The sequence below is a fragment of the Pseudomonas sp. R4-15 genome (genome assembly GCF_055768815.1).
The window spans coordinates 2,362,406-2,388,338 of record NZ_CM147293.1 but is presented as its reverse complement, the minus strand read 5'-3'; the positions used below and the strand labels follow the sequence as shown (position 1 = coordinate 2,388,338).

General features: G+C 65.2%; 17 protein-coding genes, 1 tRNA gene and 1 pseudogene. 8 read left to right on the top strand and 11 right to left on the bottom strand.

The features are described 5' to 3' along the window. Positions 1–43: 43 nt before the first annotated feature. Both ACYRGX_RS11340 and arfB read right to left on the bottom strand, forming a co-directional pair. Complete coding sequence (locus tag ACYRGX_RS11340; protein WP_473052586.1) at positions 44–1,006, bottom strand: nucleoside hydrolase; 963 nt, start codon at positions 1,004–1,006, stop codon at positions 44–46. Positions 1,007–1,117: 111 nt separating this feature from the next. Then, positions 1,118–1,534, bottom strand: coding sequence for an alternative ribosome rescue aminoacyl-tRNA hydrolase ArfB (gene arfB / locus ACYRGX_RS11335; RefSeq protein ID WP_473052585.1), 417 nt, complete (start codon positions 1,532–1,534; stop codon positions 1,118–1,120). Positions 1,535–1,714: 180 nt separating this feature from the next. Here arfB and ACYRGX_RS11330 point away from each other — a divergent pair, with 180 nt between their 5' ends. Further along, entirely contained in the window at positions 1,715–2,773 is a 1,059-nt protein-coding gene (locus ACYRGX_RS11330) for a metal-dependent hydrolase (protein ID WP_473052584.1), read from the top strand. On the opposite strand, the gene ACYRGX_RS11325 is transcribed toward ACYRGX_RS11330, so the two are convergent. The 5 genes and pseudogenes from ACYRGX_RS11325 to ACYRGX_RS11305 all read right to left on the bottom strand — a co-directional run bounded on the left by ACYRGX_RS11325 (position 2,770) and on the right by ACYRGX_RS11305 (position 7,878). Next, positions 2,770–3,633 carry a methyl-accepting chemotaxis protein gene (locus ACYRGX_RS11325; RefSeq protein WP_473056674.1) on the bottom strand — a complete coding sequence of 288 codons (864 nt, stop codon included), beginning with the start codon at positions 3,631–3,633 and terminating at the stop codon, positions 2,770–2,772. The genes ACYRGX_RS11330 and ACYRGX_RS11325 overlap by 4 nt on opposite strands. After that, positions 3,625–4,719: pseudogene (locus ACYRGX_RS11320) on the bottom strand (methyl-accepting chemotaxis protein); the annotation flags it as partial. The gene ACYRGX_RS11325 and the pseudogene ACYRGX_RS11320, both read right to left, overlap by 9 nt. Before the next feature lie 105 nt (positions 4,720–4,824). Further along, positions 4,825–5,445 carry a YceH family protein gene (locus ACYRGX_RS11315; RefSeq protein ID WP_473052583.1) on the bottom strand — a complete coding sequence of 207 codons (621 nt, stop codon included), beginning with the start codon at positions 5,443–5,445 and terminating at the stop codon, positions 4,825–4,827. Positions 5,446–5,474: 29 nt separating this feature from the next. Continuing rightward, positions 5,475–7,256 (bottom strand): ABC transporter ATP-binding protein, encoded by a 1,782-nt coding sequence (locus ACYRGX_RS11310; protein WP_473052582.1) that lies wholly within the window; start codon positions 7,254–7,256, stop codon positions 5,475–5,477. Further along, a complete protein-coding gene (locus tag ACYRGX_RS11305; RefSeq protein ID WP_473052581.1) occupies positions 7,249–7,878 on the bottom strand; it encodes a DsbA family protein in 630 nt (209 codons plus the stop codon). Before ACYRGX_RS11305 ends, ACYRGX_RS11310 begins: the two co-directional genes overlap by 8 nt. Positions 7,879–8,019: 141 nt before the next feature. Between ACYRGX_RS11305 and rdgC the strand changes: the two genes are divergently transcribed. Continuing rightward, positions 8,020–8,940, top strand: coding sequence for a recombination-associated protein RdgC (rdgC, locus tag ACYRGX_RS11300; RefSeq protein WP_473052580.1), 921 nt, complete (start codon positions 8,020–8,022; stop codon positions 8,938–8,940). A 228-nt stretch (positions 8,941–9,168) separates the two neighbouring features. Further along, the gene (locus ACYRGX_RS11295) at positions 9,169–10,101 is read left to right on the top strand and encodes a bile acid:sodium symporter family protein (protein WP_473056673.1); all 933 of its coding nucleotides are present in this window, start codon (positions 9,169–9,171) and stop codon (positions 10,099–10,101) included. Here ACYRGX_RS11295 and ACYRGX_RS11290 read toward each other — a convergent pair. Both ACYRGX_RS11290 and moaB read right to left on the bottom strand, forming a co-directional pair. Further along, the gene (locus ACYRGX_RS11290; RefSeq protein WP_473052579.1) at positions 10,098–11,294 is read right to left on the bottom strand and encodes a molybdopterin molybdotransferase MoeA; all 1,197 of its coding nucleotides are present in this window, start codon (positions 11,292–11,294) and stop codon (positions 10,098–10,100) included. The genes ACYRGX_RS11295 and ACYRGX_RS11290 overlap by 4 nt on opposite strands. Further along, entirely contained in the window at positions 11,291–11,830 is a 540-nt protein-coding gene (gene moaB, locus ACYRGX_RS11285) for a molybdenum cofactor biosynthesis protein B (protein WP_473052578.1), read from the bottom strand. Before moaB ends, ACYRGX_RS11290 begins: the two co-directional genes overlap by 4 nt. Positions 11,831–11,898: 68 nt before the next feature. Here moaB and mobA point away from each other — a divergent pair, with 68 nt between their 5' ends. The 3 genes from mobA (at position 11,899) to ACYRGX_RS11270 (ending at position 13,272) form a co-directional block, all read left to right on the top strand. Then, the gene (gene mobA, locus ACYRGX_RS11280; protein ID WP_473052577.1) at positions 11,899–12,471 is read left to right on the top strand and encodes a molybdenum cofactor guanylyltransferase MobA; all 573 of its coding nucleotides are present in this window, start codon (positions 11,899–11,901) and stop codon (positions 12,469–12,471) included. Positions 12,472–12,616: 145 nt separating this feature from the next. Continuing rightward, positions 12,617–12,693, top strand: a tRNA-Pro gene (locus tag ACYRGX_RS11275). A gap of 351 nt (positions 12,694–13,044) precedes the next feature. Next, positions 13,045–13,272 (top strand): hypothetical protein, encoded by a 228-nt coding sequence (locus tag ACYRGX_RS11270; protein WP_473052576.1) that lies wholly within the window; start codon positions 13,045–13,047, stop codon positions 13,270–13,272. Between the two features lie 22 nt (positions 13,273–13,294). Here ACYRGX_RS11270 and moaA read toward each other — a convergent pair whose 3' ends face one another. After that, the gene (gene moaA / locus ACYRGX_RS11265; protein ID WP_473052575.1) at positions 13,295–14,287 is read right to left on the bottom strand and encodes a GTP 3',8-cyclase MoaA; all 993 of its coding nucleotides are present in this window, start codon (positions 14,285–14,287) and stop codon (positions 13,295–13,297) included. Positions 14,288–14,558: 271 nt separating this feature from the next. Between moaA and ACYRGX_RS11260 the strand changes: the two genes are divergently transcribed. Together ACYRGX_RS11260 and ACYRGX_RS11255 are read left to right on the top strand one after the other, a co-directional pair. After that, positions 14,559–15,203: a TetR/AcrR family transcriptional regulator gene (locus ACYRGX_RS11260; protein WP_473052574.1), complete on the top strand. Its 645-nt coding sequence runs from the start codon at positions 14,559–14,561 to the stop codon at positions 15,201–15,203. A gap of 37 nt (positions 15,204–15,240) precedes the next feature. Beyond that, positions 15,241–16,080: an ion transporter gene (locus ACYRGX_RS11255; protein ID WP_473052573.1), complete on the top strand. Its 840-nt coding sequence runs from the start codon at positions 15,241–15,243 to the stop codon at positions 16,078–16,080. A gap of 117 nt (positions 16,081–16,197) precedes the next feature. Here ACYRGX_RS11255 and ACYRGX_RS11250 read toward each other — a convergent pair whose 3' ends face one another. After that, positions 16,198–25,929, bottom strand: coding sequence for a two-partner secretion domain-containing protein (locus ACYRGX_RS11250; RefSeq protein WP_473052572.1), 9,732 nt, complete (start codon positions 25,927–25,929; stop codon positions 16,198–16,200). Positions 25,930–25,933: the final 4 nt, after the last annotated feature.

Sequence of the window (25,933 nt, the reverse complement as noted above, 5' to 3'; positions counted from 1 at the left end):
CAACGGGAGGCGGCCAGGACAAGGCGCGCTGCCAGACGGGGCGCTATGTCCGCGGCAACGGATTGGCGGTGATCACCGCTTCCATCCAATCCACCACGGCAACGCCATCCACCTCCAGGCAAACATCGACCAATGGCGTTTCGCTCCAACGAGCGTCGATGTAGCCACGCCCCTCCTCGGCGAACAGCGTCATGCCTTCGGCGGGTCCGTCGCAAACCACCTGCAGATGCCCTCGCACGGTACGGAACAGCTCGGGACGCCGCAGCCAGGCCAGCGCCACGCTGTCGTGCGGACAACAGCCATCGATCCCCCGCTCCCGACGATAGAACGCCGAATAGAACGCGAAGGCCTGAGCCAGCAATGGCCCCAGTACCGGCTGCGCGGCGGCCAGGCGGGCCATGCGCGACTGATCGATGGCGGTGCGATGGGTGACGTCCAGGCCGACCAGGGTCAGGGGCCAGCCCGCCGTCAGCACGCGCTGGGCGGCGTGGGGATCGGAAAAGATGTTTGCCTCTGCCGCCGGCGAGACGTTGCCGCCCTCCTGTATCGAGCCGCCCATCACCACCACGCGCTTGACCCGCGAAACCAACTGCGGATCCAGCGCAAGGGCCTGGGCCAGGTTACCCAGCGGGCCTACCGCGACCAGGGTTATTTCACCCGGACGCCGGCGCGTCTGCTCGACGATGAACTGTGCGGCGGGCTGCGACACGGCCTGGCCTAGTGGCTCGACCAGGGTTTGATTGCCCAGCCCGTCGACGCCGTGGATGTGCTCGGGAAACGCAGCCGGGGTCTTCAGCAACGGCCCTGCGACGCCCTGTGCGACCGGAACCGCCGCACCGGCCAACTCGCCCAGCAGCAGGGCGTTACGCGTGGCCGTGGTGACCGGGACGTTGCCGAAGGTCGTGGTCAGACCGATCAGCTCGATCTCGGGGTCGCACAGCGCGAGGGTGATCGCCTGCGCGTCATCGACGCCCGGATCGGTGTCGAAAATAATCGGGATGGACACGGACGCCTCACAAAGCTGTCACTTGTGACAAGATTATATCCAGCAAAAATGCCATGCATAGAAATAATCGAGCAAAACCTGTCATTATCGATAGTTTCCGACGAGATTCACTCAGTCACTCGGCGGCTTCCCCCGCCCGGCCTTGACCGCTCCTCGGCGAGATTTTTCCTCCAGGCGGCGGCGCCGTGAGGCCAGGGTTGGCTTGCTCGCTCGACGCACCTTCGGCTGCTGACCGGCCAACTGCAGCAACTCCAGCAGCCGCTCCAGGGCATCCTGGCGATTCTGCTCCTGGGTGCGGAAGCGTTGTGCCTTGATTACCACCACGCCCTCCCGCGTGATGCGCGAATCGCGCAGCGCCAACAGGCGCTGCTTGTAGGCGTCAGGCAACGACGAGGCCTGGCTGTCGAAGCGCAGATGCATGGCGCTGGAGACCTTGTTGACGTTCTGCCCACCCGCACCCTGGGCACGGATGGGCGTCAGCTCCACCTCCTCATCGGGCAAGGTGACGTTGTTGCTGACCTGCAGCATTGCTTGAAACCTCCGGTCTCAATGGTGATTGGCATTCGCCAATCACGTTCGGCTATTTTGATTCGCTGGCCTATTTCCGTTTCATTCACGGTCGCGCCGGCGCCTAGCCGCAGGCCATTTCTGGCGACAACGCGGCTCGCGAATGAAACGGGAATAGGCCCTAACCACCCAGGACACTCCATGGACTCGATCACCCAGGCGGTACTCGGCGCCGGTATCCAGGGCGCACTGCTCGGCCGCTGGCAAGGTCGCAAAGCACTGCTGTATGGTGCCGCCCTGGCAACCCTGCCCGACCTCGACGTCGTCATCGACTATGGCGACGCCGTGGCGGAAATGACCTTTCACCGCGGCTTCAGCCATTCGTTGTTCGTCCTCAGCGGCGTGGCCCTGGCACTGACCCTGCTGCTGCGGCGACTGTTCCCCGAGGCGGGCTACTCCGCCCGGCGTCTGTTGCTGACGCTCTGGCTGGTGCTGGTGACGCACCCGTTGCTGGACAGCCTCACCAGCTACGGGACGCAGCTGTTCTGGCCGTTGACGCCACCTCCGCTGGCGATTTCCAGCATCTTCATCATCGACCCGCTCTACACCCTCCCGTTGATCGTCGGTGTGCTGATCGCACTGTTCCGCGGCCTGCGCGATCGGCACGGCTGGGCGCTGCCCGTGGTGCTGGCGCTGTCGAGCGCCTATCTCGGCTTCACGCTGGTCGGCAAGCAGCTCGCCGAACGGCGAGTGGAAGCCGAACTGGTGCGCCAGGGTATCACTCCCCAGGCGATCTTCAGCGGCCCGACGCCGTTCAACGCGCTGCTCTGGCGAGTCACGGTACTCGATGGCGAGCGCTACTACGAAGCGTTGAGCGGCTGGTTCGATCAGCAACCGCCGACCCTGCTGGAATTACCACGCAACAGCCACCTGGCGCACGTGCTGGCGGATTCGCCGCAGCACCGTCGCCTGGCCTGGTTCACCGATGGCGTGCTGCGCTACGACGAGATCGACGACCGCCTGCTGGTCACCGATCTGCGCCTGGGCATGACCGGACGTCATCCATTCCGCTTCGCCATGGCCCGGCGCGACGCACAGGGTGACTGGCAACGGATCGAGCAGGTGGAGCGGGAACCGATGAACCGCGGAGACTTCAACGAACTACAGGAACTCGCCCGGCGCATCCTCGACGACACCTACCCACTGCCGTTGCAGCAGTGGGCGCGCAGTCTTCAACAGGCGAGGCCGGCCGCCGGCTAGCTGCGGAAGCGCCCGACGCGCTGCTGCAACTCCTCGCCGAGTCGTGCCAGTTCGGCGCTGGCCTCGGCGATCTGGCGGCTGGCCTCAGCGCTTTGCTCGCCGATGTCGCGAATCCGCGTGAGACTCTCGCTGATGCTCTCCGCGACCACACTCTGCTCCTCGGCGGAGGCGGCGATCTGCTGGTTCATCTGCTCGATGGTGGACACCGCCATGGCGATGCCGCCCAGTGCACTTCCCGCATCGCCGGCCAGGCCGACACTCGCACGGGTCAGTTCCAGGCTGCTTTGCATACGCTGCTGGGCCTGCTGAGCACGCGCCTGCAGGCCTGCGATGAGCGACTCGATCTGCTCGGTGGATTCGTGGGTGCGCTTCGCCAGCGCACGGACCTCGTCGGCGACCACGGCGAAACCACGCCCCTGCTCGCCCGCACGGGCGGCCTCGATGGCCGCGTTGAGCGCCAGCAGGTTGGTCTGCTCGGCGACGGTACGGATCACCTCCAGCACCCCGCCGATGCGCGCGCTTTCCTCACCCAGCTCGGTCATCGCCTGGGCGGTGGACTCGACATCGCTGGCCAGCTCGTCCATCTGCCGCACGGTCTGCTGGGCAACCTGGTTGCCTTGCTGCGCTTCGCGGTCGGCCTGCTCGGCGGCGTGGGAGGCCTGCTCGGCGTTCTGCGCCACTTCCTGCACCGTCGCCGCCATCTCGTTCATCGCCGTGGCGGTCTGCTCCGTCTCGCTTCGCTGGGTCTGCACGTTGGCGCTGGTCTGCGCGGTGACCGAAGACAACTGCGCAGCCGCCGAGGCGATTCGCGAGACGACGCCCCCGATATTGCCGATCAACTCGCGCAATCCCGCCGCCATGCCATCCAGCGCCCCGGTCAGCTCGCCAATCTCGTCGCGGCGCGTACGCCGCGTGTCGTCGGAGCGCAGATCACCGTCGGCCACCCGCCTGGCCAATGCCACTGCCTCGCGCAGCGGCGTCACGATCATCCGCGAGTTGAACCAAGCGGCGAACAGTCCGAGCACCACGGCGAGGAGCGTCACTCCGGCGAGCAACAGGCGCACATTGCGCCCTTCCAGCGCCATCGCCTGTTCTTCGTCGGCCTGCTGGTGAGAGGCCTCCTCCATCATCGCCCGTGCCTGCTCGACCATACCCTTCTGCGCCGTATCCACCGCCTCACGCGCCTGGCGATAGGCCTCGAAGGCATCGTGATACTTACCCAGCGCCGCCAGGGCCTCGCTCAGGGTGGCTTTCTGCTCGTCATCCAGCCAGATTCCCAGGTTCTTGCCGATGCTGGACTGATCGGCGTAGATCTGCGACCACTCCTGCGCGGCGTCGGCCTTGCCGTCGATGATGAAGAGTGTCTCCTGGCTACGCAGGTCGAGCATGCGCTTGCTCAGGCCCGAGGCGGTCTCGGCGAGGGTCAGCGGATCGCTGCCCCGCAGGCGGTCACCGGCCAGGCGCAACTCGCGCACCGCGTCGAACATGCTCAGTTCGATGCCTTCGAACTCATCGCGGGCCTCTCCGGCGGCCTCGTCCATCGTTTGCCGGGCGGCCGTGGCCTTCTGCAAACCGGCTGCATAGGCCTCGAACTGCTTCAGATAGCTATCGGCGTATGCCCGCAGCTGGGTCACCCGCTCGGCATATCCATCCACCTGCGCCAGCGTATCCAGATGGCCATCGACCTCGCCGAGCAGCCGGCGCACTTCGTCGGCGGCACCCTGGTCGCCACTGGCGAGATTCTTCTCCGCGCGCCGCGCCAGCAGTACGCCCTCGGTGACATCGACCATCACACTGGTGCGCTGATGACGCTCGAGCAGCGTATTCACCGCAACGAAGCTGGCCAGCGCCAGCACACCCACCAATATCAGCACCAAGCCGGAGCCAATCAGCAGCTTGCGGCCAACCGGCAGGTCCGCGTAAACATCGAGGGCAGATCGGGACATGGGTGCATTCCTGGCAAAAGGGGCGTTGGTTCTTGTTCTGCTTTGAACGCTATCGCGCTTCACTTATCCCTGCTTCGGCGCTTCGACGAAAAAGTTGAAGGGGTATTACGCCTCCAACGCCGCCAGACGGCTTTCCAGCGCGGCCAGCCGCGCTTCCAGCTCGGCGACCCGCTCCGTCAATCCGCCGGACGGTACTGCAGCGACCGGCTGCTGAAGGGCCTGCTGCACCGCGTCGTCTCCCAGCAGCCGATGCATGTAGCGCTCTTCACGCTGACCGCTCTGCCGCGGCAGTTGGGCGACCAGGCCCCGGGCGACGAGGCGTTCGAGATGGTGGCGCACCTGCTCCTGGTCGTCGAAGGCATACAGACGCGCACTGCGCGCCAGCAGTTCGGCCGGCGTCTGCGCCGCACGCAACAGCAACAGGCCGAGTAGCGCCAATTGCGGCGGAGCCAGCTCCAACGCCTTGTCGGCGCGCTGCTCCCAACGGTCGGCGCGGCTGCCCATCTGCAAACGCGCCAGGCCCTGGGCCTCCAGTGCCCGTACGGCAACGCCGACCTCCCCCGCCTGCAACTCCATCACCGGCTCGCGGCTGGTCTTCTGGTTGCACGCCAGCTGCAACGCATTGAGCGTCAGCGGATAGCTCTCCGGGGTGGTCGCCTGTTTTTCGATCAGGGCACCGAGCGCCCGCGCCTGGGCGGGACTCAGGGGTTCGAAGGTATCGCTCATGGTGATCTCCGGATGGACGTCGAAGCAGTTTAGACCTGCTGCAGGTTGCCGTAGAGCTTGGCGTAAAGACCGCCCTCGGCGATCAGCGCCTGATGCTCGCCCTGTTCGGCGATGCGCCCGCCATCGAATACCAGCACCCGGTCGGCCTGTTTCACCGCGGACAGGCGGTGGGCGATGATCAGCGTGGTACGCCCGGCAAGGAAGCGCGCCAGCCCCTGGTGCAGCGCATATTCGGTGGCCGCATCCAGCGCCGAGGTGGCTTCGTCGAGGATCACCACCTTGGGTTGCGCGAGGACCATGCGGGCGATCGCCAGGCGTTGCCGCTGGCCACCGGACAGACGCACGCCGGAGCGCCCGACCACGCTGTCCAGGCCCTGCGGCAAGCCCTTCACGGTATCCGCCAGTTGGGCAATGGCCAGCGCCTGCCAGCAGGCCTCGTCGCTTCGTTCCCGGCCCATGCACAGGTTGGCGCGCACCGTGTCGTCGAACAGCGCGGGATGCTGCAGCACCACCGCTAGGTTGTCGCGCAGCGTCTCCAGGCCGATCTCCTCCAATGCCACGCCGCCGAAACGGATCTGCCCACGCTGCGCCTGGTACAGCCCCAGCAGCAGTTGCACCAGGGTGCTCTTGCCGCCGCCGGAGGCGCCGACGATGGCGACCTTCTCACCCGCCGCGATGTCCAGTGTCAGCCCGTCGAGCACGGCTTCCTCGCGGTAGGCGAAATGCAGGTCACGAATCTCGATACCGGCGGTTTCCTGTCCGGCGAAGGGATCGTGCAAGGCCGGGTAGTCCGGCTCGTCGGCGCGTTCGAGCAGTTCGTTGATGCGCTTGAGCGCCCCGCCGGCGGCGTAGTACGCGTACTGCAGGCTGAGCAACTGCTCCACCGGTCCGATCATGAACCAAAGGTAGCTGAATACCGCGAGCATCTGCCCGATGGACAGGTCGGAAAACAGCACCGTGAGCATCGCCGCCGCGCGGAACAGGTCGATGCCGAACTGGAACAGCAGGCCACTGGCGCGGTTGGAAGCATCGGTCTTCCATTGCGAGGCCACCGCGCGGTCACGCACCTCCCGCGCCCGCGCGCCCAGGCGGCCGAGGAAGAAGCCCTGGCGATTGCCGGCTCGCACCTCTTGAATCGCGTCGAGGGTTTCGGTGAGCGCCTGGGTGAAGCGCGCGGTACTGTCGTTCTCCTGTTTCTTCAGATGCTTGACGCGCTTGCCCAACTGCACGGTGGCGAAGATCACCAGCGGATTGAACAGCAGGATCAACAGCGCCAATTGCCAATGCATCCAGACCAGGATCGCCGCCGTGCCGGCGAGGGTCAGCAAGGCGACGAGGAACTTGCTCAGCGTCTCGCCGATGAATTTGTCGAGGGTATCCAGGTCGGTGACCAGGTGCGCCGTCACCGTGCCGCCGCCGAGGCTCTCGTACTCCCCGAGGGAAATCCGCTTGAGGCGCTCGATCAGGCGCAAGCGCAGGCGGTAGACGACGTCCTTGGACAGCGTCGCGAACTGTCGCGCCTGCAGCACGTTGAAGGCCAGCGCGCCGAGACGCAGCAATAGCGTGAACGCCAGTATCAGGCCGATGTAGCCCAACGGCTGTTCGGCCGCGGCGGGCAACAGGCGGTCCATCACCCGCAATGCGGTGTCACCCTTGCCCAGCAGCACCTCGTCGACCAACAGCGGCAGCAAGAGAGGAATCGGCACGGCGCAGGCGACCGCGAGCACCGCGATGAAGTTGGCGAAGAGCAGCTTGCGCCGATGACGCAGGGCGAGCTGGCGGATCTGCGCCCAATCGAGCTGGTCAGCCATGCGCACCATGCTCCAGCCAGCGCGCCAGCAGCGGCGACAAGCGTTCCACGGGTTGATAGCCGTTGGTCAGCAAGGCAAAACGCCCGTCGTGCTCGGCCAGCAGCGTGGGAAAACCGGCGATGCCCAGGTTGCCGGCCCAGGCGAAATCGGCTTCGGTTGCCTCGCGCAAGCGAGGCGCATCGAAGCGCTCAGCGAAGGCCTGACGCGTCACCCCGAGGGTTTCAGCGATCTCGGCGAGCTGCGCGGGCTGGGTCACGTCGCGGCGCTCGACGTAGAAGGCACGGCCGATCGCCAGCGCCATCGGCAGACTCAGCGACGCATCCAGTTCGCGCAGGGTGACCACCGCACGGCACGCCGGCTCGGTGTCGTAGACCAGCCCTTCCGGCGGTCCGTCGGCATGCAGTGGCTGGCCGCTGGCCTCGTGCACGGCGCGCCAGTAACCGGCGATGCGCGCGTGGCCGGCGGCGTCCAGCGGCAGCGCCTCGCGGCGTAGGCCGCCCACCACCAGATGCGTCGGCACGCCCGCTTCCGCCGCCTGCTCGGCGAGCGCCTCGACCACCGGAGCGAAGCCCCAGCACCAGGAGCACATCGGGTCCATCACGTAGATCAGTCGGGTGCTCATGGGGCAGTCCTGGGCATCGGAATGAGTATTGTCGCCCAGCCGAGCGATCGCCGAGAAGTCCGGATTGCGTGGTGCCACCCTTGGTTTCCCCGGCGCAGGCAGGAATAATGCGCGCTTTGCGCCTCGGAGATTCACCCCGACATGTGGTTTCGCAACCTGCTGGTCTATCGCCTCACCCAAGACATTCCCCTCGACGTCGACACGCTGGACAAGGCGCTGGCGAGCAAGCCGGCGCGTGCCTGCGCCAGCCAGGAACTGGCCACCTATGGCTTCGTCGCCCCATTGGGCAAGGGCGCCGATGCGCCGCTGGTGCATGCCAGCGGTGAATTCCTGCTGATCGCCGCACGCAAGGAGGAGCGCATCCTGCCCGGCAGCGTGGTGCGTGACGCGCTCAAGGAGAAGATCGACGAGATCGAAGCCGAGCAGATGCGCAAGGTCTACAAGAAGGAGCGCGAGCAGCTCAAGGACGATATCGTGCAGGCCTTCCTGCCGCGCGCCTTCATCCGCAAGTCGTCGACTTTCGCGGCCATCGCGCCGGCCCAGGGCCTGATCCTGGTCGACGCGTCCAGTCCGAAGAAGGCCGAAGACCTGCTCTCCACCCTGCGCGAAGCGCTGGGCTCGCTGCCCGTGCGCCCGTTGGGCGTGAAACAGGCGCCGACGGCGACCTTCACCGACTGGGTCAAGCGCTGCGAAGCCAGCCATGGCCTGCACCTGCTGGATGAGTGCGAACTGCGCGACGTTCAGGAAGACGGCGGCATCGTGCGCTGCAAACGCCAGGACCTGGCCAGCGACGAGGTGCAGAACCACCTGTCCGCCGGCAAGCTGGTGACCAAGTTGTCGCTGGCCTGGGAGGACAAGCTGTCCTTCGTCATCGACGACAAGGTGACCATCAAGCGCCTGCGCTTCGAAGACCTGCTGCAGGAGCAAGCCGAGCAGGACGGCGGCGATGACGCCCTCGGCCAGCTCGACGCCAGCTTCACGCTGATGATGCTGACCTTCGTGGAATTCCTGCCGCAGCTGTTCGAGGCGCTCGGCGGCGAGGAAGTGCCGCAGGGCATCTGAGTCAACGGGGCGGCATAGCAGGCCGTTGAAAAACGTAAGCGAGGCAAACGGCCGAAAAGCGCGGTTTACGTGTTGTAAATCAGCATTTTAGGCCGCTTTTAACGCCGTATTGCCAACGCACGACTGCATGGATGCAGGAGGTAGAGCGACGCAGGAAGCCAAAGCCGAGGTAGTTCTTCAACGGGCCTGTTAGCCGCCCTTCTCCCTGATAACAAGAGTCCCCCTGCCATACGCGCACTCATCGCCCTCAGCCGCTTCGCCGGCAACACCTTTGCCCTCTGGGTTTTACTCTTCGCTGTCTGGGCGTTCTTCGAACCGAGCCTGTTCATCGGTGCCGCCAAGTGGATCGTGCCGCTGCTGGGGCTGATCATGTTCGGCATGGGGCTGACGCTGAAGACCGAGGATTTCCGTGAAGTCCTGCGTCAACCGCTGCGGGTGATGGTTGGCGTACTCGCCCAGTTCATCATCATGCCGGCGCTGGCCTGGCTGCTCTGCCGCCTGCTCGGACTGCCGGCGGAAATCGCCGTCGGCGTGATCCTGGTCGGCTGCTGCCCGGGCGGCACCGCCTCCAACGTGATGACCTGGTTCGCCCGCGGCGACGTGGCACTCTCGGTGGCGATCACCTCGGTGACCACCCTGCTCGCCCCGCTGGTGACCCCGGCACTGATCTGGTTGCTGGCCTCGGCCTGGCTGCCGGTGAAGTTCGCGGCGCTGTTCTGGTCGATCGTCCAGATGGTACTGCTGCCGATCACCCTGGGCCTGGTCGCCCAGCGCCTGCTCGGACGCAGGGTGCAGGCGGCGGTGGAAGTGCTGCCGCTGATCTCGGTGGTGAGCATCGTCGCCATCGTGGCGGCGGTGGTGGCCGCCAGCCAGGCGAAGATCGCCGAATCCGGCATCCTGATCATGGCCGTGGTGGTCCTGCACAACGGCCTGGGACTGGCCCTCGGCTACCTCGCCGGTCGCCTGATGGGACTGCCGCTGGCACAGCGCAAGACGCTGTCCATCGAGGTCGGCATGCAGAACTCCGGCCTTGGCGCTGCGCTGGCCAGTGCGCATTTCTCGCCCCTGGCGGCCGTACCGAGCGCGCTGTTCAGCGTCTGGCACAACCTCTCGGGCCCGCTGCTGGCGAGCGTCTACCGACGCATGCGCGAAACGGACTAGCCCATCAACGCCGACCAGGGGATAAAGCGCACGCTGTCCCCCTCGGCGTACTGGCATCCTTCGCGGATCTCCACCAGACCATCTGCCCAACTGGCACCGGCGAGCACGCCGGAGCTCTGGTTGGGGTACAACTGCGCACACCCTTCGACCAGTCGCGCACGCGGGAACTCGCGACGGGTGCCGGTGCGCGACCAGGTGAAGCCGGCGGGCACCTCCACACTGAGAGGCTCGACGCGCTCGACGCCCAGGCGGCGCAGCAGATAAGGACGCACCAGCAGCGCCAGGGTGACCAGGGCCGACACCGGATTGCCCGGCAGCCCGATCACCGGGGTGCCGGCGTAACGCGCGCAGGTCAGCGGCTTGCCGGGCTTGATCGCCAGCTTCCACAACTGCAGCTCACCCTCCTCCTTGAGGATCTGCCCGAGGAAATCCGCCTCGCCGACCGAGACCCCACCACTGCTGAGCAGCAGGTCGGCGCCGGCCTGGGCAGCCAGGCTGGCGCGAATGGCCTGGGGATCGTCGGCGAGGATGCCGCCATCGGCGACGTCGCAGCCGAGGCGTTCGAGCCAAGCGACCAGCAGCGTGCGGTTGCTGTTATAGATCTGACCGGCGCCCAGGGGCTGGCCGGGCTCGACCAGCTCGTCGCCGGTGGAGAACACCACGACCCGCGGCCGCCGCCGCACGCTCAACCGGGCCACGCCGAGATTCGCCGCCAGGCCCAGCTCGATCGGTCCCAGGCGCGTACCGGCCTCCAGCAGACGGTCACCGCGTTTCGCTTCCTGGCCCCGAGGACGCACGTTCTGTCCAACGCGAAGCGGCTGCAGCAGGCGTACCCGGCCATCTTCGAGCAGCTCCACGTTCTCCTGCATTTCCACGGTATCGGCGCCCTCGGGCAGCGGCGCGCCGGTGAAAATGCGCGCGCAACTGCCGGCTGCCAGAGGCTGTGGCGCGTGCCCGGCGAAGATCTTCTGGCTGACCGGCAACGCATCGCCCTGCCAATCCGCCAGGCGCAACGCATAACCGTCCATCGCGCTGTTCGGCCAGGGTGGCAGATCGAGTGCCGCACTCAGCGGCTCGGCCAGCACGCGACCGGCGGCATCCGCCAGCGCCAGGGTCTCGACCTCGCCGATCGGCTGGCTCGCTGCCTGGACGAGCAGTTGCGCCAGGGCCTCGTCCAGGGACAGCAGACTCATCCGCGGCTCTCGCAAGGCTCTGCCGCCTTGAGGTGGGCCACGAAGTTGCAGGGGCGATGGCGGGCGTCGAGCTGCTCGGCGAGGATGCCGTCCCAGGCGGTGCGGCAGGCATTGGTGGAGCCTGGCAGGCAGCACACCAAGGTGCCGTTGGCGAGCCCGGCGAGCGCCCGCGACTGCACCGTGGAACTGCCGATGTCCGCCACGGAGATCTGCCGGAACAACTCTCCGAAGCCATCCACCTTCTTGTCCAACAGGCACTCGACGGCTTCAGGCGTGCTGTCGCGCCCGGTGAAGCCCGTGCCGCCGGTAATCAGCACCACCTGCACCGGGTCCTCGGCGATCCAGCTCGCCACCTGGGCGCGGATGCGGTACAGGTCGTCCTTGAGCAGGACGCGCTCGGCCAGGCGATGACCGGCCTCGCTCAGGCGATCGACGAACAGCTGGCCGGAGGTGTCGTTGTCGAAGGTACGGGTATCGCTGACGGTGAGCACGGCGATGTTGAGCGGAACGAATTCGGCGACGGCCTTGTGGCTCATGGGAGTATCCGGGTTGAGAGGTTGCGAGCCGGGTGTTATATCACAGCCCCCTGCCCTGGAGACCGTCCATGCCCGCCATCGCGCCCTGCTCCATCCTGCTACTGGCTGGCGGCCGTGGCCAACGCATGGGCGGTCACGACAAGGGCCTGCTGGAGTGGCACGGACGTCCCTTGATCGCCTGGGTCGCCGAGGCCGCGCGGCCCTTCAGCGATCAGCTGATCATCTCCTGCAATCGCAACGCCGAGCGCTACGCGGCCTACGCCGACCAATGGGTCGAGGATGCGGATGCGGACTTTCCCGGCCCCCTGGCGGGCATTCGCGCCGGACTGGCGGTGGCGCGTCACCCGCAACTTCTGGTGCTGCCGTGCGACGCGCCACGCGTCGATGCCTCTTTGCTCCAGGCGCTGCTCGCCCTGTCCGGAGAGCACCCGGTCATGGCGCGTCGCAATGGTTTCTGGGAACCGCTGTTCTGCGTCATTCCACAGTCGCTGCGGGGCGCCCTCGAACAGGCATGGGCACAGGGGGAGCGCAGCCTGCAACGCATCCTGCGCTACCACGCCTCTTTGGCTCTGGATTGCCCGGAGGACGATCCGCGCCTGGACAACTTCAACGACCCGGATAGCCTCGCCGCACCTCGCTGAAGCCCAGCGCCAGCGCTGCTTCGCAGCCGCCCCAGGCGACCACTCGTCGTACAGCACCGGCGACCCCAGGCAGATGCCCCTGAAAAAAACTTCCCCTAACCCCTTGTGCAACAAAAACTTTTCGGTAGAATGCGCGCCATCCTTACGGAGCGTAGCGCAGCTTGGTAGCGCGTCTCGTTCGGGACGAGAAGGTCGCTGGTTCGAATCCAGTCGCTCCGACCATATTCCCGGGTTGTTTCTCAACCCTTCGAAGCCCGCCACACGGCGGGCTTCGTCGTTTAGCGCCTTTCGCACTCAGGTTGCCGATCGATATCGCGCAACTGTCGAAAATCCTTCACGAAATTTTCACGGTTCAGCCCTTAACGTAAAGGCTCGCTGAAGGACCAGCGCCCCATCCAGCCCGCTTCGGCGGGCTTCTAATTTTAGGCCTGGCGATAAGGCCGCCGCTGACAGCTCAAAGGAACTAACTGTCAGCGGCAAAATCCGATGGATATCGCGCCGACGCCCGCAAGTGGCGTCCAACAGGACAGTTGATGGCGGCCACGCCGCCTACACGCAGGAATCAAATCTACTATGTCTATCAAACAGCACGCCGAACAGGCGATCCATACCCTGAACCACGCCTTCGCACCGCTGCGCTGCCATGTCATGGCGATCAACGCCAAGGGCGGCTTCAGCTTCACCCTGGTCGACGAGCACGGCGTTGCCCGCCGCAGCGAGCGCCTCTATCCGGAACAGTATCTGGCCAGCGAAAAGCTCCAGGGCATCATCGAACGCACCCGCCGCGCCCTCGTCGCCTGACGGGCGCGCACAAGCGCCGCCGTCAGCCCCCCGTCACACTCATGAAACGCACCACCTGTACCTGCTCGTCGGTACGGAAGTGGTGACGTTCCGGCTTGAGTCGCAACGCTTCGAGCAATGCCCCGCGCAGGCGCTGAGCGTCACCGGGATAGCGACGAATCAAGGCTTTCAAATCCAGCGCCCCTTCATGTCCCAGGCACAGTACCAACTTGCCCTCGGCGGTCACTCGCACGCGGTTGCAGTCGCCACAGAAGTTGTGACTGTGGGGTGAGATGAAACCGACGCGGGTATCGCTCCCCAGGACTTGCCAGTAGCGCGAAGGCCCACCGGTGCTTGCGCTCGACCGCATCAGCTCGAACCGCGCCTCGACTCGGTCACGCACTTCCTCACTGGAGCAGAAGGTAATCTCGCGGTCATGGCCCGCCACCGCGCCCAGCGGCATCTCCTCGATGAAGCTGATGTCCAGACCCTGCTCCACGGCGAAGGCCACCAGATCGGCGACTTCGTCGTCGTTACGGCCCTTCTGGATGACGCTGTTGAGCTTGATCCGCGAGAAGCCTTGCGCACGCGCCGCCGCGATACCTTCCAGCACTTGGGGTAACGCGTCTCGCCGGGTGAATTCGGCAAAACGCTCGCGGCGCAGCGAATCGAGGCTGACATTGATGCGCTTGACCCCTGCGGCGCGTAAGGTCGGCGCCAGCTGTGCCAGCTGCGAGCCATTGGTGGTGATGGCCAGGTCCTCCAGCTCGCTGCGCGACCCCAGACGCGCCAGCAAGCCCGGCAGGCCCTTGCGCACCAGCGGCTCGCCGCCAGTCACCCGAATGCGCTTCACGCCGAGGGAGATGAAGGCATCCGCGACGGTGTACAGCTCTTCGAGGGACAGGATCTGCGCCCGCGGGGCGAACACCATGTCCTCGCCCATGCAGTAGGTGCAGCGAAAGTCGCAGCGATCGGTCACCGACAGGCGAAGGTAGCTGATACGGCGGCCGAAGGGATCGACCAGTTGGTCTGCCATCTAATACTCCCGGTACGGCATGAGCAGGGATCGATGCGAGCGACGCTGGAACAACATCGGAAAAACCGGCAAACGGCGAATGGATTCAAAAAGCTTACCGCAAGTATACGCGTGTTGCGCCCGCCGCTCCTGCACAATGGACCGGCGTCGGCTTGAGGCGTTCGCCGAGGCGGTGCTAGTGTGGCTGGCCAAAGGGTGGCGACAGGGTCAGCGCAGTTTCGGCATCGCGACCAGCCGCCCAGGATTTGCCACGCAGCGGTGAAGGACATTCATGAGCAGCATTCGCGAGCGCAACCGGGCGCTCATTCTCCAGGCCGCCAGCCGGGAATTCGCCGAGAAAGGGTTCGCCGCCGCCAAGACCCAGGACATTGCCGCTCGCGCCGGGCTGCCCAAGCCTAACGTCTACTATTACTTCCGCTCCAAGGAAAACCTCTACCGCGAGGTCCTCGATAGCATCGTGGGGCCGCTGCTGCAGGCTTCCGCGCCATTCAATGCCGAAGGACGCCCGGCCCAGGTTCTGCGCGAGTACATCCGCTCGAAGATTCGTATCTCCCGTGAGCTGCCACATGCTTCCAAGGTCTTCGCCAGCGAGATCATGCATGGGGCCCCGCACCTGGACGCGGAACAGGTGCAGCGACTGAACGACCAGGCCGCACACAATGTCCAGGTATTGAGCGGCTGGATCGCCCAGGGCCTGATGGCCGAGGTCGATCCACAGCACCTGCTGTTCGCCATCTGGGCCGCGACCCAGACCTATGCGGACTTCGACTGGCAGATATCCAGCGTCACCGGAAAGGAACGCCTGGAAGAGCGCGATTACGAAGCCGCGGTACAGACCATCAGCCAGTTGGTGCTCGGCGGCTGCGAGATCGACCAACGCGAAGCCCTGCATCACGAGCGCCTGCAGAGTGCCTGAGGCGCGGCACCACTGACCCAAGGCAAGCGATACCTGCATGGAACCGGGCAATACTCCCAAGAGCTGGCGCGAGCGCCTCTACATCATCATCTTCTTCACCCACACGCCGGCGGGTAAGGCCTTCGATACCGCGCTGCTGTGGGCTATCCTCGCCAGCCTGGTCGTGGTGATGCTCGACAGCGTCGCCCGCATCCACGCGCAGTATGGCGAGCTGCTGAAGGTCCTCGAATGGGGCTTCACCACGATCTTCGCGGTCGAGTACCTGCTGCGCCTCTATACCAGCCCCAAGCCGCTGGACTACGCACGCAGCTTCTACGGCCTGATCGACCTGTTCGCGGTGCTACCGGCCTTCATCGCCCTACTGCTGCCATCCGCTCAGTATCTGCTGGTGGTGCGCGTAGTACGCATGCTGCGCATTTTCCGTGTACTCAAGCTCACGCCCTATCTGAGTCAAGCCAACTTCCTGATCGTCGCGCTGCGCTCGAGCAAGCAGAAGATCATCGTCTTCCTGCTCAGCGTCAGTACCCTGGTGGTCGTCTTCGGCACCCTGATGTACGTGGTCGAAGGGCCGCAGCGTGGCTTCACCAGCATTCCCATGAGCATCTACTGGGCGGTGGTCACGCTCACCACCGTGGGCTTCGGCGACATCACCCCGCAGACCCCACTCGGCCAGGGCCTGGCGACGCTGGTGATGATTACCGGTTACTCGATCATCGCCGTGCCGACCGGGATCTTCACCGCCGAGCTGGCCAACGCCATGCGCGGAGAAACGCTGCACCGCCCCTGTCCCAATTGCGAGAAACCCTTGCACGAGCCCCAGGCGGCATTCTGCTCACGTTGCGGCGCCAAGCTGTTTCCCAACCAGGACGCTGACTGAGGGCAACGCCGGAGCGCCCCGCGCCGGCCAATAGCGCGACATCGTACCGGTACTTTTCTCGGGTCGATAAAAAAGGCCGCCGGGCGAACCCGGCGGCCTTTTTCACAACGTGGTGACTTACTTGTTGTAGGTCATCACGCCATCCTCACCTTCGACGAAGCCGCGGTTCGGGGCGAGCTGCGACTCGTTCATCACACCGATCGCGAACATCTGCTCCGGGCTGCTCTGCTGCTGCACTGCCGGCTGCAACAGGGCTTCCATGAAGCGTCGGCTTTCAGCCAGGCTGCCACCGATCACACGGTTGTCCAGGTTGACGTGCGCAGAACCGTTGATGTTACCCACCAGCTCTCTGATCAGCCCGGCAGAGCCGTTGTTGGCATTGACCGTGACTTCCCAGGCTTTGACGTTCGCCATGCCCGGCAGGTTGTCCATCACCTTCGGCGCTTCGAAGATCACCTTGCCGCCGCCGACCTTGTTCGAGGTCTGGATCGAGGACACGCTGACGCTCTGGCCACCCTTGTAGGTAACGGTGCCGCTGCTGGTGGACGTGGTAGTACCCGCCGCCATGTCTACCGTGCCACGCCCATTGACGGTGACGTTGCCACTGCCATGGGTCGTGATGTCGGCGTTCTGCGCGACGTTCGCACCGCTCAGCGAGATGTTGCCATTGCCGCTGTGCTGGACGTTGCCATCCACCTGCAGATCGCCTGCGCTGGTCAGCACGATGTCGCCCTTGCTGGCCTTGAGTGCATCGCCCGACGTCGACGACAGGACCAGCGGGCCGGTCGAGGTGCTGTTGACACGGATGCCACCGGTGCCGCCGTCAGCCCCGAGGGTCTGCACGTTGACATCGAAGGAGTTGCCGCTGGAGCCCACACCGTGGGCTGCAACCAACTCGACACCATTGGCGTTGATGTCATCGACACCATCGTTCTGAGCATCGAGGATGGCACCGGCGCCTGCCTGCAGGCTGACGTTGTGACCTTGGGCGTTGATGACGCCGACGCTCACATCGCCGCTGGCACTGGTGATGGCCACATCGCCAGCGGCGCTGTTGACCGTCAGGCTGTCCAGGCCGTCCGCTTCGTCGACCGCGATATTGCCGCTGTCGGTGACCGTGGCGTCGAGGGTCTTGGCACGCGTCTGCAGTGCGCCGCCCGCACCGATGCCGTTGCTGGCAGCCAGACTCAGGTCCTGACCTTCGATCACGGTGCTGTCGTCGCCGTCATCGAGCAGTTGCCCGTTGTCGGCCGACAGGTTGACCGCCCCGGTACCACTGATTTCGCCGATCACCGCATCGCCGTCGTTCACCGCCACCTGCACGTCGCCGTTGCCGGTGCTGACGTGTTCCAGGTTCACCGACTGGGACTGGGACAGGTCGACGTTGCCGCTGGTGGTGCTGGCGTCGATGGTATTGGCAGTGAGCTGCAGCGAACCCGCTCCGTCGCTGCCCAGGCCAGTAGCGGCGTTGAGCTCGACGCGATCACCACTGATACCGGTGATCGACGCGATGCGGGCGAACAGGCGAGCGAACAGCGGGAGCGGCTGTTGAGCGGTGACGATAGCGCCATTGCTCGAGGTCAGGCTGACGTTGTGGCTGCCGGCATCGACCGTATTCACCGCGATATCGCCACCGGCGGTGACGCGGATGTCTCCGTCAGCCGTGGTCAGGCGAGTCAGGGTGATGTCGTCGTCTTCGGCCAGGGTCAGGTCACCCGTGTCGTTGACTGCGACCGTGGCACTGTCCACCGCGGTGTGCAGATTCACGCCGGTTTCAGCGGAGACGTTCAACACACCGCCCTGGACCAGACCATTGGCGAGGGTTTCGACCTTGCCGGTGGAATCCAGAGAGATGCTGTCGCCCTGCAACTGATCGATCGCCATGTCCCCGGCGCTGATCGCGACGGCATCGGCCGCCGCCACCTGCTTGAGGGTGATGCCATCGGCCTCGTCGATCGCGATCGAACCTTCGCCGGCATTCGCCACCAGGGTATCGATGTCGCTGCGCAGTGCGTCGTTGCTGCCGACACTGCCGCCCGCGTTGGCGGTCAGCTGCTTGGCACTGACGTTGTGCGCGGCGGTGCCCTGGACCTGGATGTCGCCGGACTCGGCGGTGAGCGTCACATTGCCGTCGGCGGTACGGATCTGGTCGATCAGTACATCGCTGCCAGCGCTGTAAGCTACGTCGCCTTTACCGGTGACCTCGGTCAGTGCACCCACGGCCATGCTCAGATCGCCACCTGCTTCGGCGCCAACCTGACCTTCGATCACGGAGACGGTGCCGTTCTGCAGCAGATCGCCATCGGCCGCGAGGGTCACGTCACCGGTACCGACGCTGATGTCCTGGAGGGTCGCGTTGCCTACCGCGCGGTAGTCGACATCGCCCAGCGTGGCGGTGGTGCGCCCCGCGGAGGTCATCAGCAGGTCACGACCGGCCTTGGCGGTAACCGTGCCTTCGTCGGACACCACCAGGGCGTTCTGCGTCAGGTCACGTGCGGCATTCAGAGCGATGTTGCCCTTCACGCTATGGGTAGTGGCATTGAGCACAACGTCGTTACCCGCGGTGCTGGTGATGTCACCTTCACCGGAGTAGACCAGGCCGTTCTGCGTCAGGTCACCCGCTTCGGCGGTCAGCACCACGTTGCCTTTGGCCGTGCGGGTTTCACCGTTCAGAACGATGCTGTCGCCCGCGCTGGTGGTGATATCGCCCTCGCCCGTTTGCACCAGCCCCTGCTGGGTCAGATCGCCTGCTTCGGCGGTCAGGGTGATGTCACCGCTGCCCGTGGACAGGTTTTCCAGATCCGCGTCGTTGCCGGCGGTGTAGCTGATATTGCCTGCGCCAACGACCGTGGTCTGCTGGCCGCTGGTCATCAACAGGTCGGCACCGGCCTTGGCCTTGATGTCGCCTGCGCCAGACAGTACCAGCGCGTTCTGGGTCAGGTTGCGTACTGCATCCAGGGTGACGTTGCCCTCGAAGGTCTGGGTGGTGGCGTTGAGCACAACGTCGTTACCCGCGGTGCTGGTGATATCACCTTCACCGGAGTACACCAGCGCGTTCTGGGTCAGGTTGCTTGCGGCTGTCAGCGTGACGTTGCCCTTGACGGTCCGGGTGCTGGCATTGAGAAGAAGATCGCCGCCTCCTGCGGTGGTCGAGATGTCGCCTTCGCCGGAATACACCTGAGCGTTCTGGGTCACACCGCTCGTTTCCGCGCTCAGCGCCACATTGCCTTTACCGGTGCGGGTTTCACCGTCGAGCACCAGGAAGGTGTGCGCACTGGTGGTGATGTTGCCCTCACCGCTTTCGACTGTGCCGTTCTGCCAGAGGCTACCGCCTTGGGTAGTCAGCGTGATGTCGCCCTTGCCTGTCGAAACGTCGCTGATGCTGGCTGCCCCACCAGCGGTGTAGTCGATATTGCCGGCATTGACCACGCGCGTTTGCACCGCGCCCATGTTCAGGTTACCGCCCGCTTTGGCAGTGATGTCACCGGTATTGGTCTGCACCAGACCGTACTGCGAGAGGAATCCACCCGCAGCAAGGTCGATGTTACCGGTGCCGGACACCTGGGTCGTGCCATAGACGGTGAGCAGATCACCGGCGGTCGAGGAGATGTCACCGGTCCCCGTCTGCACCAGAGCATTCTGGGTAAGGTTGCCCTCGGTGGCCTCCAGCGCAATGTTGCCGCTGCCAGTCGTCACCTGCTGCAGACTCACATCACCTTCGCTGCTGCGATAGTCGATGTTGCCGCTGCCCGCGACGGTGGTATCCGCCAGGGTGGTCAGGTCGCCCTTGGCCCGGGCGGTGATGTTGCCCGCCCCCGTCTGTACGGCGTGGTTCTGCGTCAGGCTGCCGGCAACGGCGGTCAGGTCGATATCGCCTGCCGAGGTGTACAGATCGAGGAGGCTGAGGTTGCCCCCTGCGCTGTAGTCGATGTTGCCGCCGGCATTGATGTAGGCCTGCGCGAAGCCCTGCATCAGCAAATCGCCACCGGCCTTGACGGTAATGTCGCCTTTAGCGCTCTGAACCGTGGCATTTTGCGTCAAATCGGTACCGGCCGTGAGGCTAACGTCGCCCTGCCCCGTATAGACTTGAACGTTCTGCGTGAGCGCACCGTCCGTAGCGACCAGCGATACGTCTCCCTCGCCGGTATTTACGTCTTCGTTGACCGTCAGATCACCCGCGGTGCCGATCTGGATATCGCCAGCGCTGGTGTTGACGCCGGTGATGGCGGCGTTGCCCAGGTTCGGCGTAACGCCACCGATGACCAGATCGCCGTCGAGATCCTCGACCTTGATGCTACCGGTGTCGGCATGCGCTTCGAGCTTGGCGACCTGCACATTGAGCGCCTTGTCGGCACCGATGCCGCTGGCCGCGGACAGCGCCAGGTTGGCGGCGTCGATGTTGCTGCTGTCGTCATCCTTGGCATTGGTGATCTGACCGCCAGACACCAGGGTCACGGTGCTGTCGACGGTGTCGGTGGTCAGAGTGCCCAGGTTCAGCGAACCGCCGGTGGTCACGGTGACGTCACCATGATCCGTTTCCAGCGTGCCGATAGTGAGGTCATCGACTTCGGCGAGGTTGACCTCACCGCTGGCGGTGACGTCGACGCTGTTCACCTGGGTGTCGAGGTGACGATTGGCATTGCTGCCCGTGGCGCCGACGCTGCCGGCGGCCTTGATCGACAGCGCATCGGCGACGATCAGGGTGCTGTTGTCCTGGTCGTCGTCCACCGCACCGCCCGAGGTGAGGTCGATGCGACCGGTGCCGGCACCGGCATCCAGGCTGCCCACTACCACCGCGCCGGCGGCATTGAGGTCGATGTCGCCATCGGCGGTGGTCAGGTTGCGGGCGGTGACGTCGCTGGCTTCGCGCAGGGTGATGTCACCGGCATCGGTAACCTGGACATCGAGGGTATCGACCTTGGTGTCCAGTTCGATATCGCCGGCGGCCTTGGCCACCAGGGTACCGGCCTGGACGTTACGGTCGCCGTTGTTGCCGTCGATGATCGAGCCATCGGTGGCGGTCAGGCTGACGGTGTGGCTGGAGGTGGTGTCATTGACCAGTTGGTCGACTTTCAGCGAACCGTCGGTGGTGACACTGATATCCCCGGCACCGCGGATGCCCTTGACGGCGCCCTGGGTACCGATGGTCAGCAAGGCTCCGCCGTTGGCGTTGACCAGCGCGACACCCGCGTTACCGGCATCGGCGGCCACACGGTCGGTCTGGGTATTGACGGCCTGGTTAACACCGATGCCGTTGCCGGCGACCATCAGCAGGTCCGGCGTGATCAGCGTACCGCCCTGGCCGAGGATCGCGTTGCCCGCTTTCAGGCTGATGGAGGTATCGCTGTTGACGCTACCGACCACACCGATGTTGTTAAGCGCATCCGCCACGATCTTCTCGCCGCTGGCGACGGTGATGTCACCCAGGCCGAGGTTGCCGGTGGAGTTCAGGTAGAGGCTGGAGTCGATGGCATTGCCGCCATTGATATCCAGTCGGTTGGCGGTGATGCCCAGCGGCTTGTCCACGGAGCTGTCGATCATCTGGTTGAGATCGTAGGCGGCCACGGCCTGCTTGCGCACCTGCAAGGCGGCGTCACGGGCGGTGTTGGCCTTGAACACGGCCAGGTCCGCAGCGGCCTTGGAGGTCGCCGTGGTATCACGGATCGCCGTGGTGGTGGCCAGGTTGGTGGCGGCGGTGTAGATCGCCGCGTTGGCGACGTCCAGGGTGTTGTTCAGCTCGGTCAGTTTGTCCTGCTCGGGCGCCAGGCTGTAGCGTTCGTAGGTATCGAGCGCCAGGGAGGCGGCCGACATCACCAGGTCCACGACGGCGAAGGCCGCATCGGCACCGGCGTCACCGGAGAACGGGATGGCCTGTGCGGCGCCCGCGATCACCGCGGCGGCGTTACGCACCACGGTTGCGGCATTGAGCGCGGTGTTCAGGCCATCGGCGATACCCGACATCGTGTCGACTTTCGACGACTGCTGGTTGGCGGCGATCTCAGCCAGGCGCTGGGTGAGCTCGGCCAGGCTGTTCTGCAAGGTCGCCGAGGTGACCAGCGCTTCGTAGTCCTTGAGCTGCTGGATGAGGATGTTCAGCTGCAGCAGCTTGGCCGCGGCCTCGGCATCGCGCGCCGAGTACTCGGCGATCGCGGTGTCGCGGGTCAGCTCGGCGTCGTGCTCGCTCGGCGTGCTCGCGGTGAGGCTGACGTGGTTGCCGCGGATGTTCTGCGCGCTACCGTTGCCGTCGAGGATGATGCCGCCTGCCGAGGCAACGGTGACGTCACCCGCGACGCTGGCATTGCCAAGCGCGTCGAGCATGCCGATGGTGATGTTCGACTGCGCCTGCAGAGTGATGTTGCCGCCGTCGGTCTTGAGGTTACCGGCGATGATCACACCGTCGTAGCCAGGCACGCTGGAGTCGGACTTCGACAGCGCAGTCAGGGTGATGCTGCCGCCACCGGGCAGATAGATGGTGTCGTTCTGGTTGAGGAAGACGATGTTGCCGGCCGTGGCGGTCAACGCCAAGGTGCCGCCATCCATGGTGATGGTGCCGCCATTGTTGTCGAGCACGGTGATGGCGGTCGCGACGATGGTGATCGCGCTGGCGCCCTTGCCGACCAGGGAGCTGCTGTCCACAGCCACCGCGCCAGCGTTGGTCGCGGTCACGCCGTTGGTACCACCGGCCGCCGAGAGGAAGCTGACGTCCAGGTCCAGACCGCCCTGCTGGCCAATGCCGCCCGGGGCGCTGATGTCCAGCGAACGGGCGACGATGTTGGCCTTGCTCTTGTCGCTGCGGGCATCTTCGATGCTGCCGGCGGCGCTGAGCTTCACGTTGTTGCCACCGGCATCCACATGGCCCAGGGCGATGTCGCCACCGGCCGAGACCTGGATGTCGCTGCCACTGCCACCACTGGTGAGTTGCACCAGCGACAGCAGGTTGCCGTTGCTCTGGCGAGCGTAGATGCCACCGTTGGCGGCGTCGATCACCAGGCTGTCCACCTGGATTTCCAGGGCGTCGCCGCTGGTGCCGAAGGAACGTACGGCGGCAGTGAGGCCACTGGTGACGAAGTTGGCGCCGTCGCCGTTGCCATCGGTCACATTGCCGGACACCTTGAAGTTGACGGTGCCTCCAGCCTGGACCTGGCCCACCACGGCATCGCCGGAGTTCTGGAAGCTCACCTTGCCCGAGGCCAGCACGTCCAGCAGGCTGATCGCGCCGATGTTCGAGAAGTTGACGTCGCCCGCGTTGGCGGTCAGGTTCACCGCACCACCGTTTACCTGGCTGGTGAGCGCCTGGTTGGCGGTACCGATCGAAGCGCCGCTGAGCTTGAGCGAGCCGGCGGAGATGTTGGTGCCAACGCTGTTCTCGTCGGCGGTGATGGCACCGCCGGCGCTCAGCTCGACGCCCGTGGTGGCATTGACCGAATCAACGACCAGGTCGCCAGTCTGCGACAACTTGACGGCGCCATTGGCGGCATTGGCCGTTGCGCTCAGTGCCAGCTCGTCGGAGGTGTTGGCGAGGTTGGCAAAGCCGTTGCGCGTGCTCAGGCTGAGGGTGTCGGTCGCGGTCCGCAGCGCGGTATCGGCGCTACCGATGTTGCCGGATGCCTCGATGGAGAGATCCTTGGCGACGACACGACCGCTGCCCTGGGTGATATCGCCCGCCGCGTACAGCGACACGCTCTGGTCGGCGCCTGCGTCGATGCCACCGAGCTTGTAGCCGCTGGCGGTGTTCGAGAAGGCCACGTCCAGGCCCAGGGTGCGCGCCAGCGAGAGCGTGCTCAGGTTGCGGTTGTAGATCAGCGCACCGCCGCTGAAGGCGACGTTGGTGTCCCCGTTGGGGGTGGTCACCGAGAGCTTGGTCAGCGCTTTCAGGTTGGACAGGAACACCCCGGCCTGTGCGGCGCTGGTGGTCGCGGTCAGGGTATCGACATTGGTCTCCAGGGCGTTGCCTGAGGTACCGATGGCGTTCTTGCTCGACAGGCTGAGGTCAGCGGCGGTGACGTTGGTGGCATCGCCGTTGTTGTCGGTGATACCACCGGCAGCCGCGGTGAGCGAGACGCTACCGCCGTCGGCGGTGATGCTGCCGACGGCGATGTTGCCGGCGGTGGCATTGAGCACCACGTCATTGTCGTTACCGGAGGCGCTGATGGTACCGACGGTCAGGCCGTTGCTCTCGTTCAGGTAGACGCCACCATCCTGCGCGATGGCATTGACGGTATTGCTCTGGGTGCTCAGCGCCTGCGAAACGTCACCGACTTCCTTGCCAGCCTGCAGATTGATGGTACGACCCACCAGTTGGGTGCCGGCCTGGGCAGCGAGGACACTTCCGGTATTGGAGCGCACGCTCAGCGCGTCGGTGGCCGATACGGTACCGGTCAGGATGACGTCGCCCGTCGAACGCACCGAAACGCTCTTGGTGCCCGCATCGCCGTTGCTCAGCTTGATGCTGCCGGCGTTGTCCACGGCGGTGGAGCTGACGGTCTGCCCGCCCACGGTGATCTGCTCGCGCGCGACGATATCGCCGAGAATCACCGAACCTTCGTTGTTCAGGTTGATGCCACCGTCCTGGGTGGAGGCGGAAAGCACGCCTACCTGGGTTTGAACGGCATCGTTGGTGGTACCCACGGAGCCGTCGGCAATGAAGTTGGCCGAGTAACCGCTGACGTTGATGTGCGACGGGTTAGCGGAGGTGATGCTCCCGCCCTTGGCGGTGATGACTACGCTACCACCGGCTTGTGCGGTGCCTGCGCGAACGTCGAGCAGTGCAACGCCGCCGCTGACGTCGGTAACCAATACGTGGCCATTCTCGGCAGTGGCGCTGAGCACATCGGCGTCGACCTTGAGCGCTTCTTCCTCGGTGCCGATGGAGGCACCCTCACCGGTGACGGAGAGATTCAGGGTACCCGCGCGGGTGGAGCTGTTGCTGCCGGTGGTGATCGTCTGGGTCGCCGCCAGGGTGGCCGTGGTGGCCGCCGCAACGCCAACGCCAACGCCCTTGATGGTACCGTTCTGGACGATGTCGCCGCCGGTCATGGTCAGGTCGGTCGCCTCGACGATGCCGCTGTTGTTGACCACCGAGGACATCAGGCCGCTGGCGGAGTTGCCCTGCAGCAGTACGGTCTGTGCCGAAACGCTACCGCTGTTGCTGACGCCCGTGAGGTCGCCGCCGGTAGCCGCTCCGAGTGCATCGGCGGAAACGCTGAAGTTGATCAGGTTGCTGCCCTGCAGGTTCACCGTGAAACGGTTACCGGCAGCCATGGTCACGCGGCCGACGTTGGCGATCACGTAGCCGGAGTTGTCGACCTTGGGTGCGACCAGGTAGACGAAGCCGCCGTCGTCCGCGGTGATTTGCCCATGGTTGGAGACGCTTGCCAGGTCCTTGCCAGCGACCTGCGTGAAGTTGAGGTCGCCACCGTTGAGGAAGCTCTGGTCATCGACATCGAAGGTGGTCGCCAACAGGCCAGCCACGTCGACTGAAGAGCCGGCGCCGAAGACGATGCCGTTGGGGTTGATCAGGAAGATGTTGCCGTTGGCCTGCAGCGCGCCCTGGATGTTCGAGACCTGGCTGCCCAGGACACGGTTCAGGGTCACCGAGTCATTACCCGCGTTCTGGGCGAACTGCACCAGCTCACCGGCGTTGATGCTGAAGTCGGTCCAGTTGATGATGCCCTTCTGCAGCGCCTGGGTGATCACCATCTGGTTGTTGTTCATCGCGCCGATGGTGATGCCGCCGGAGACGACAGTGCCTCCGGTGGGGCCGGCCAGTGCAACCGAACTACCAGCGCCGATCACGGAAACCGAGATCGCCTTGATGACAGACTGCGTGCCTTTTTTCTTACGGGACATGAGT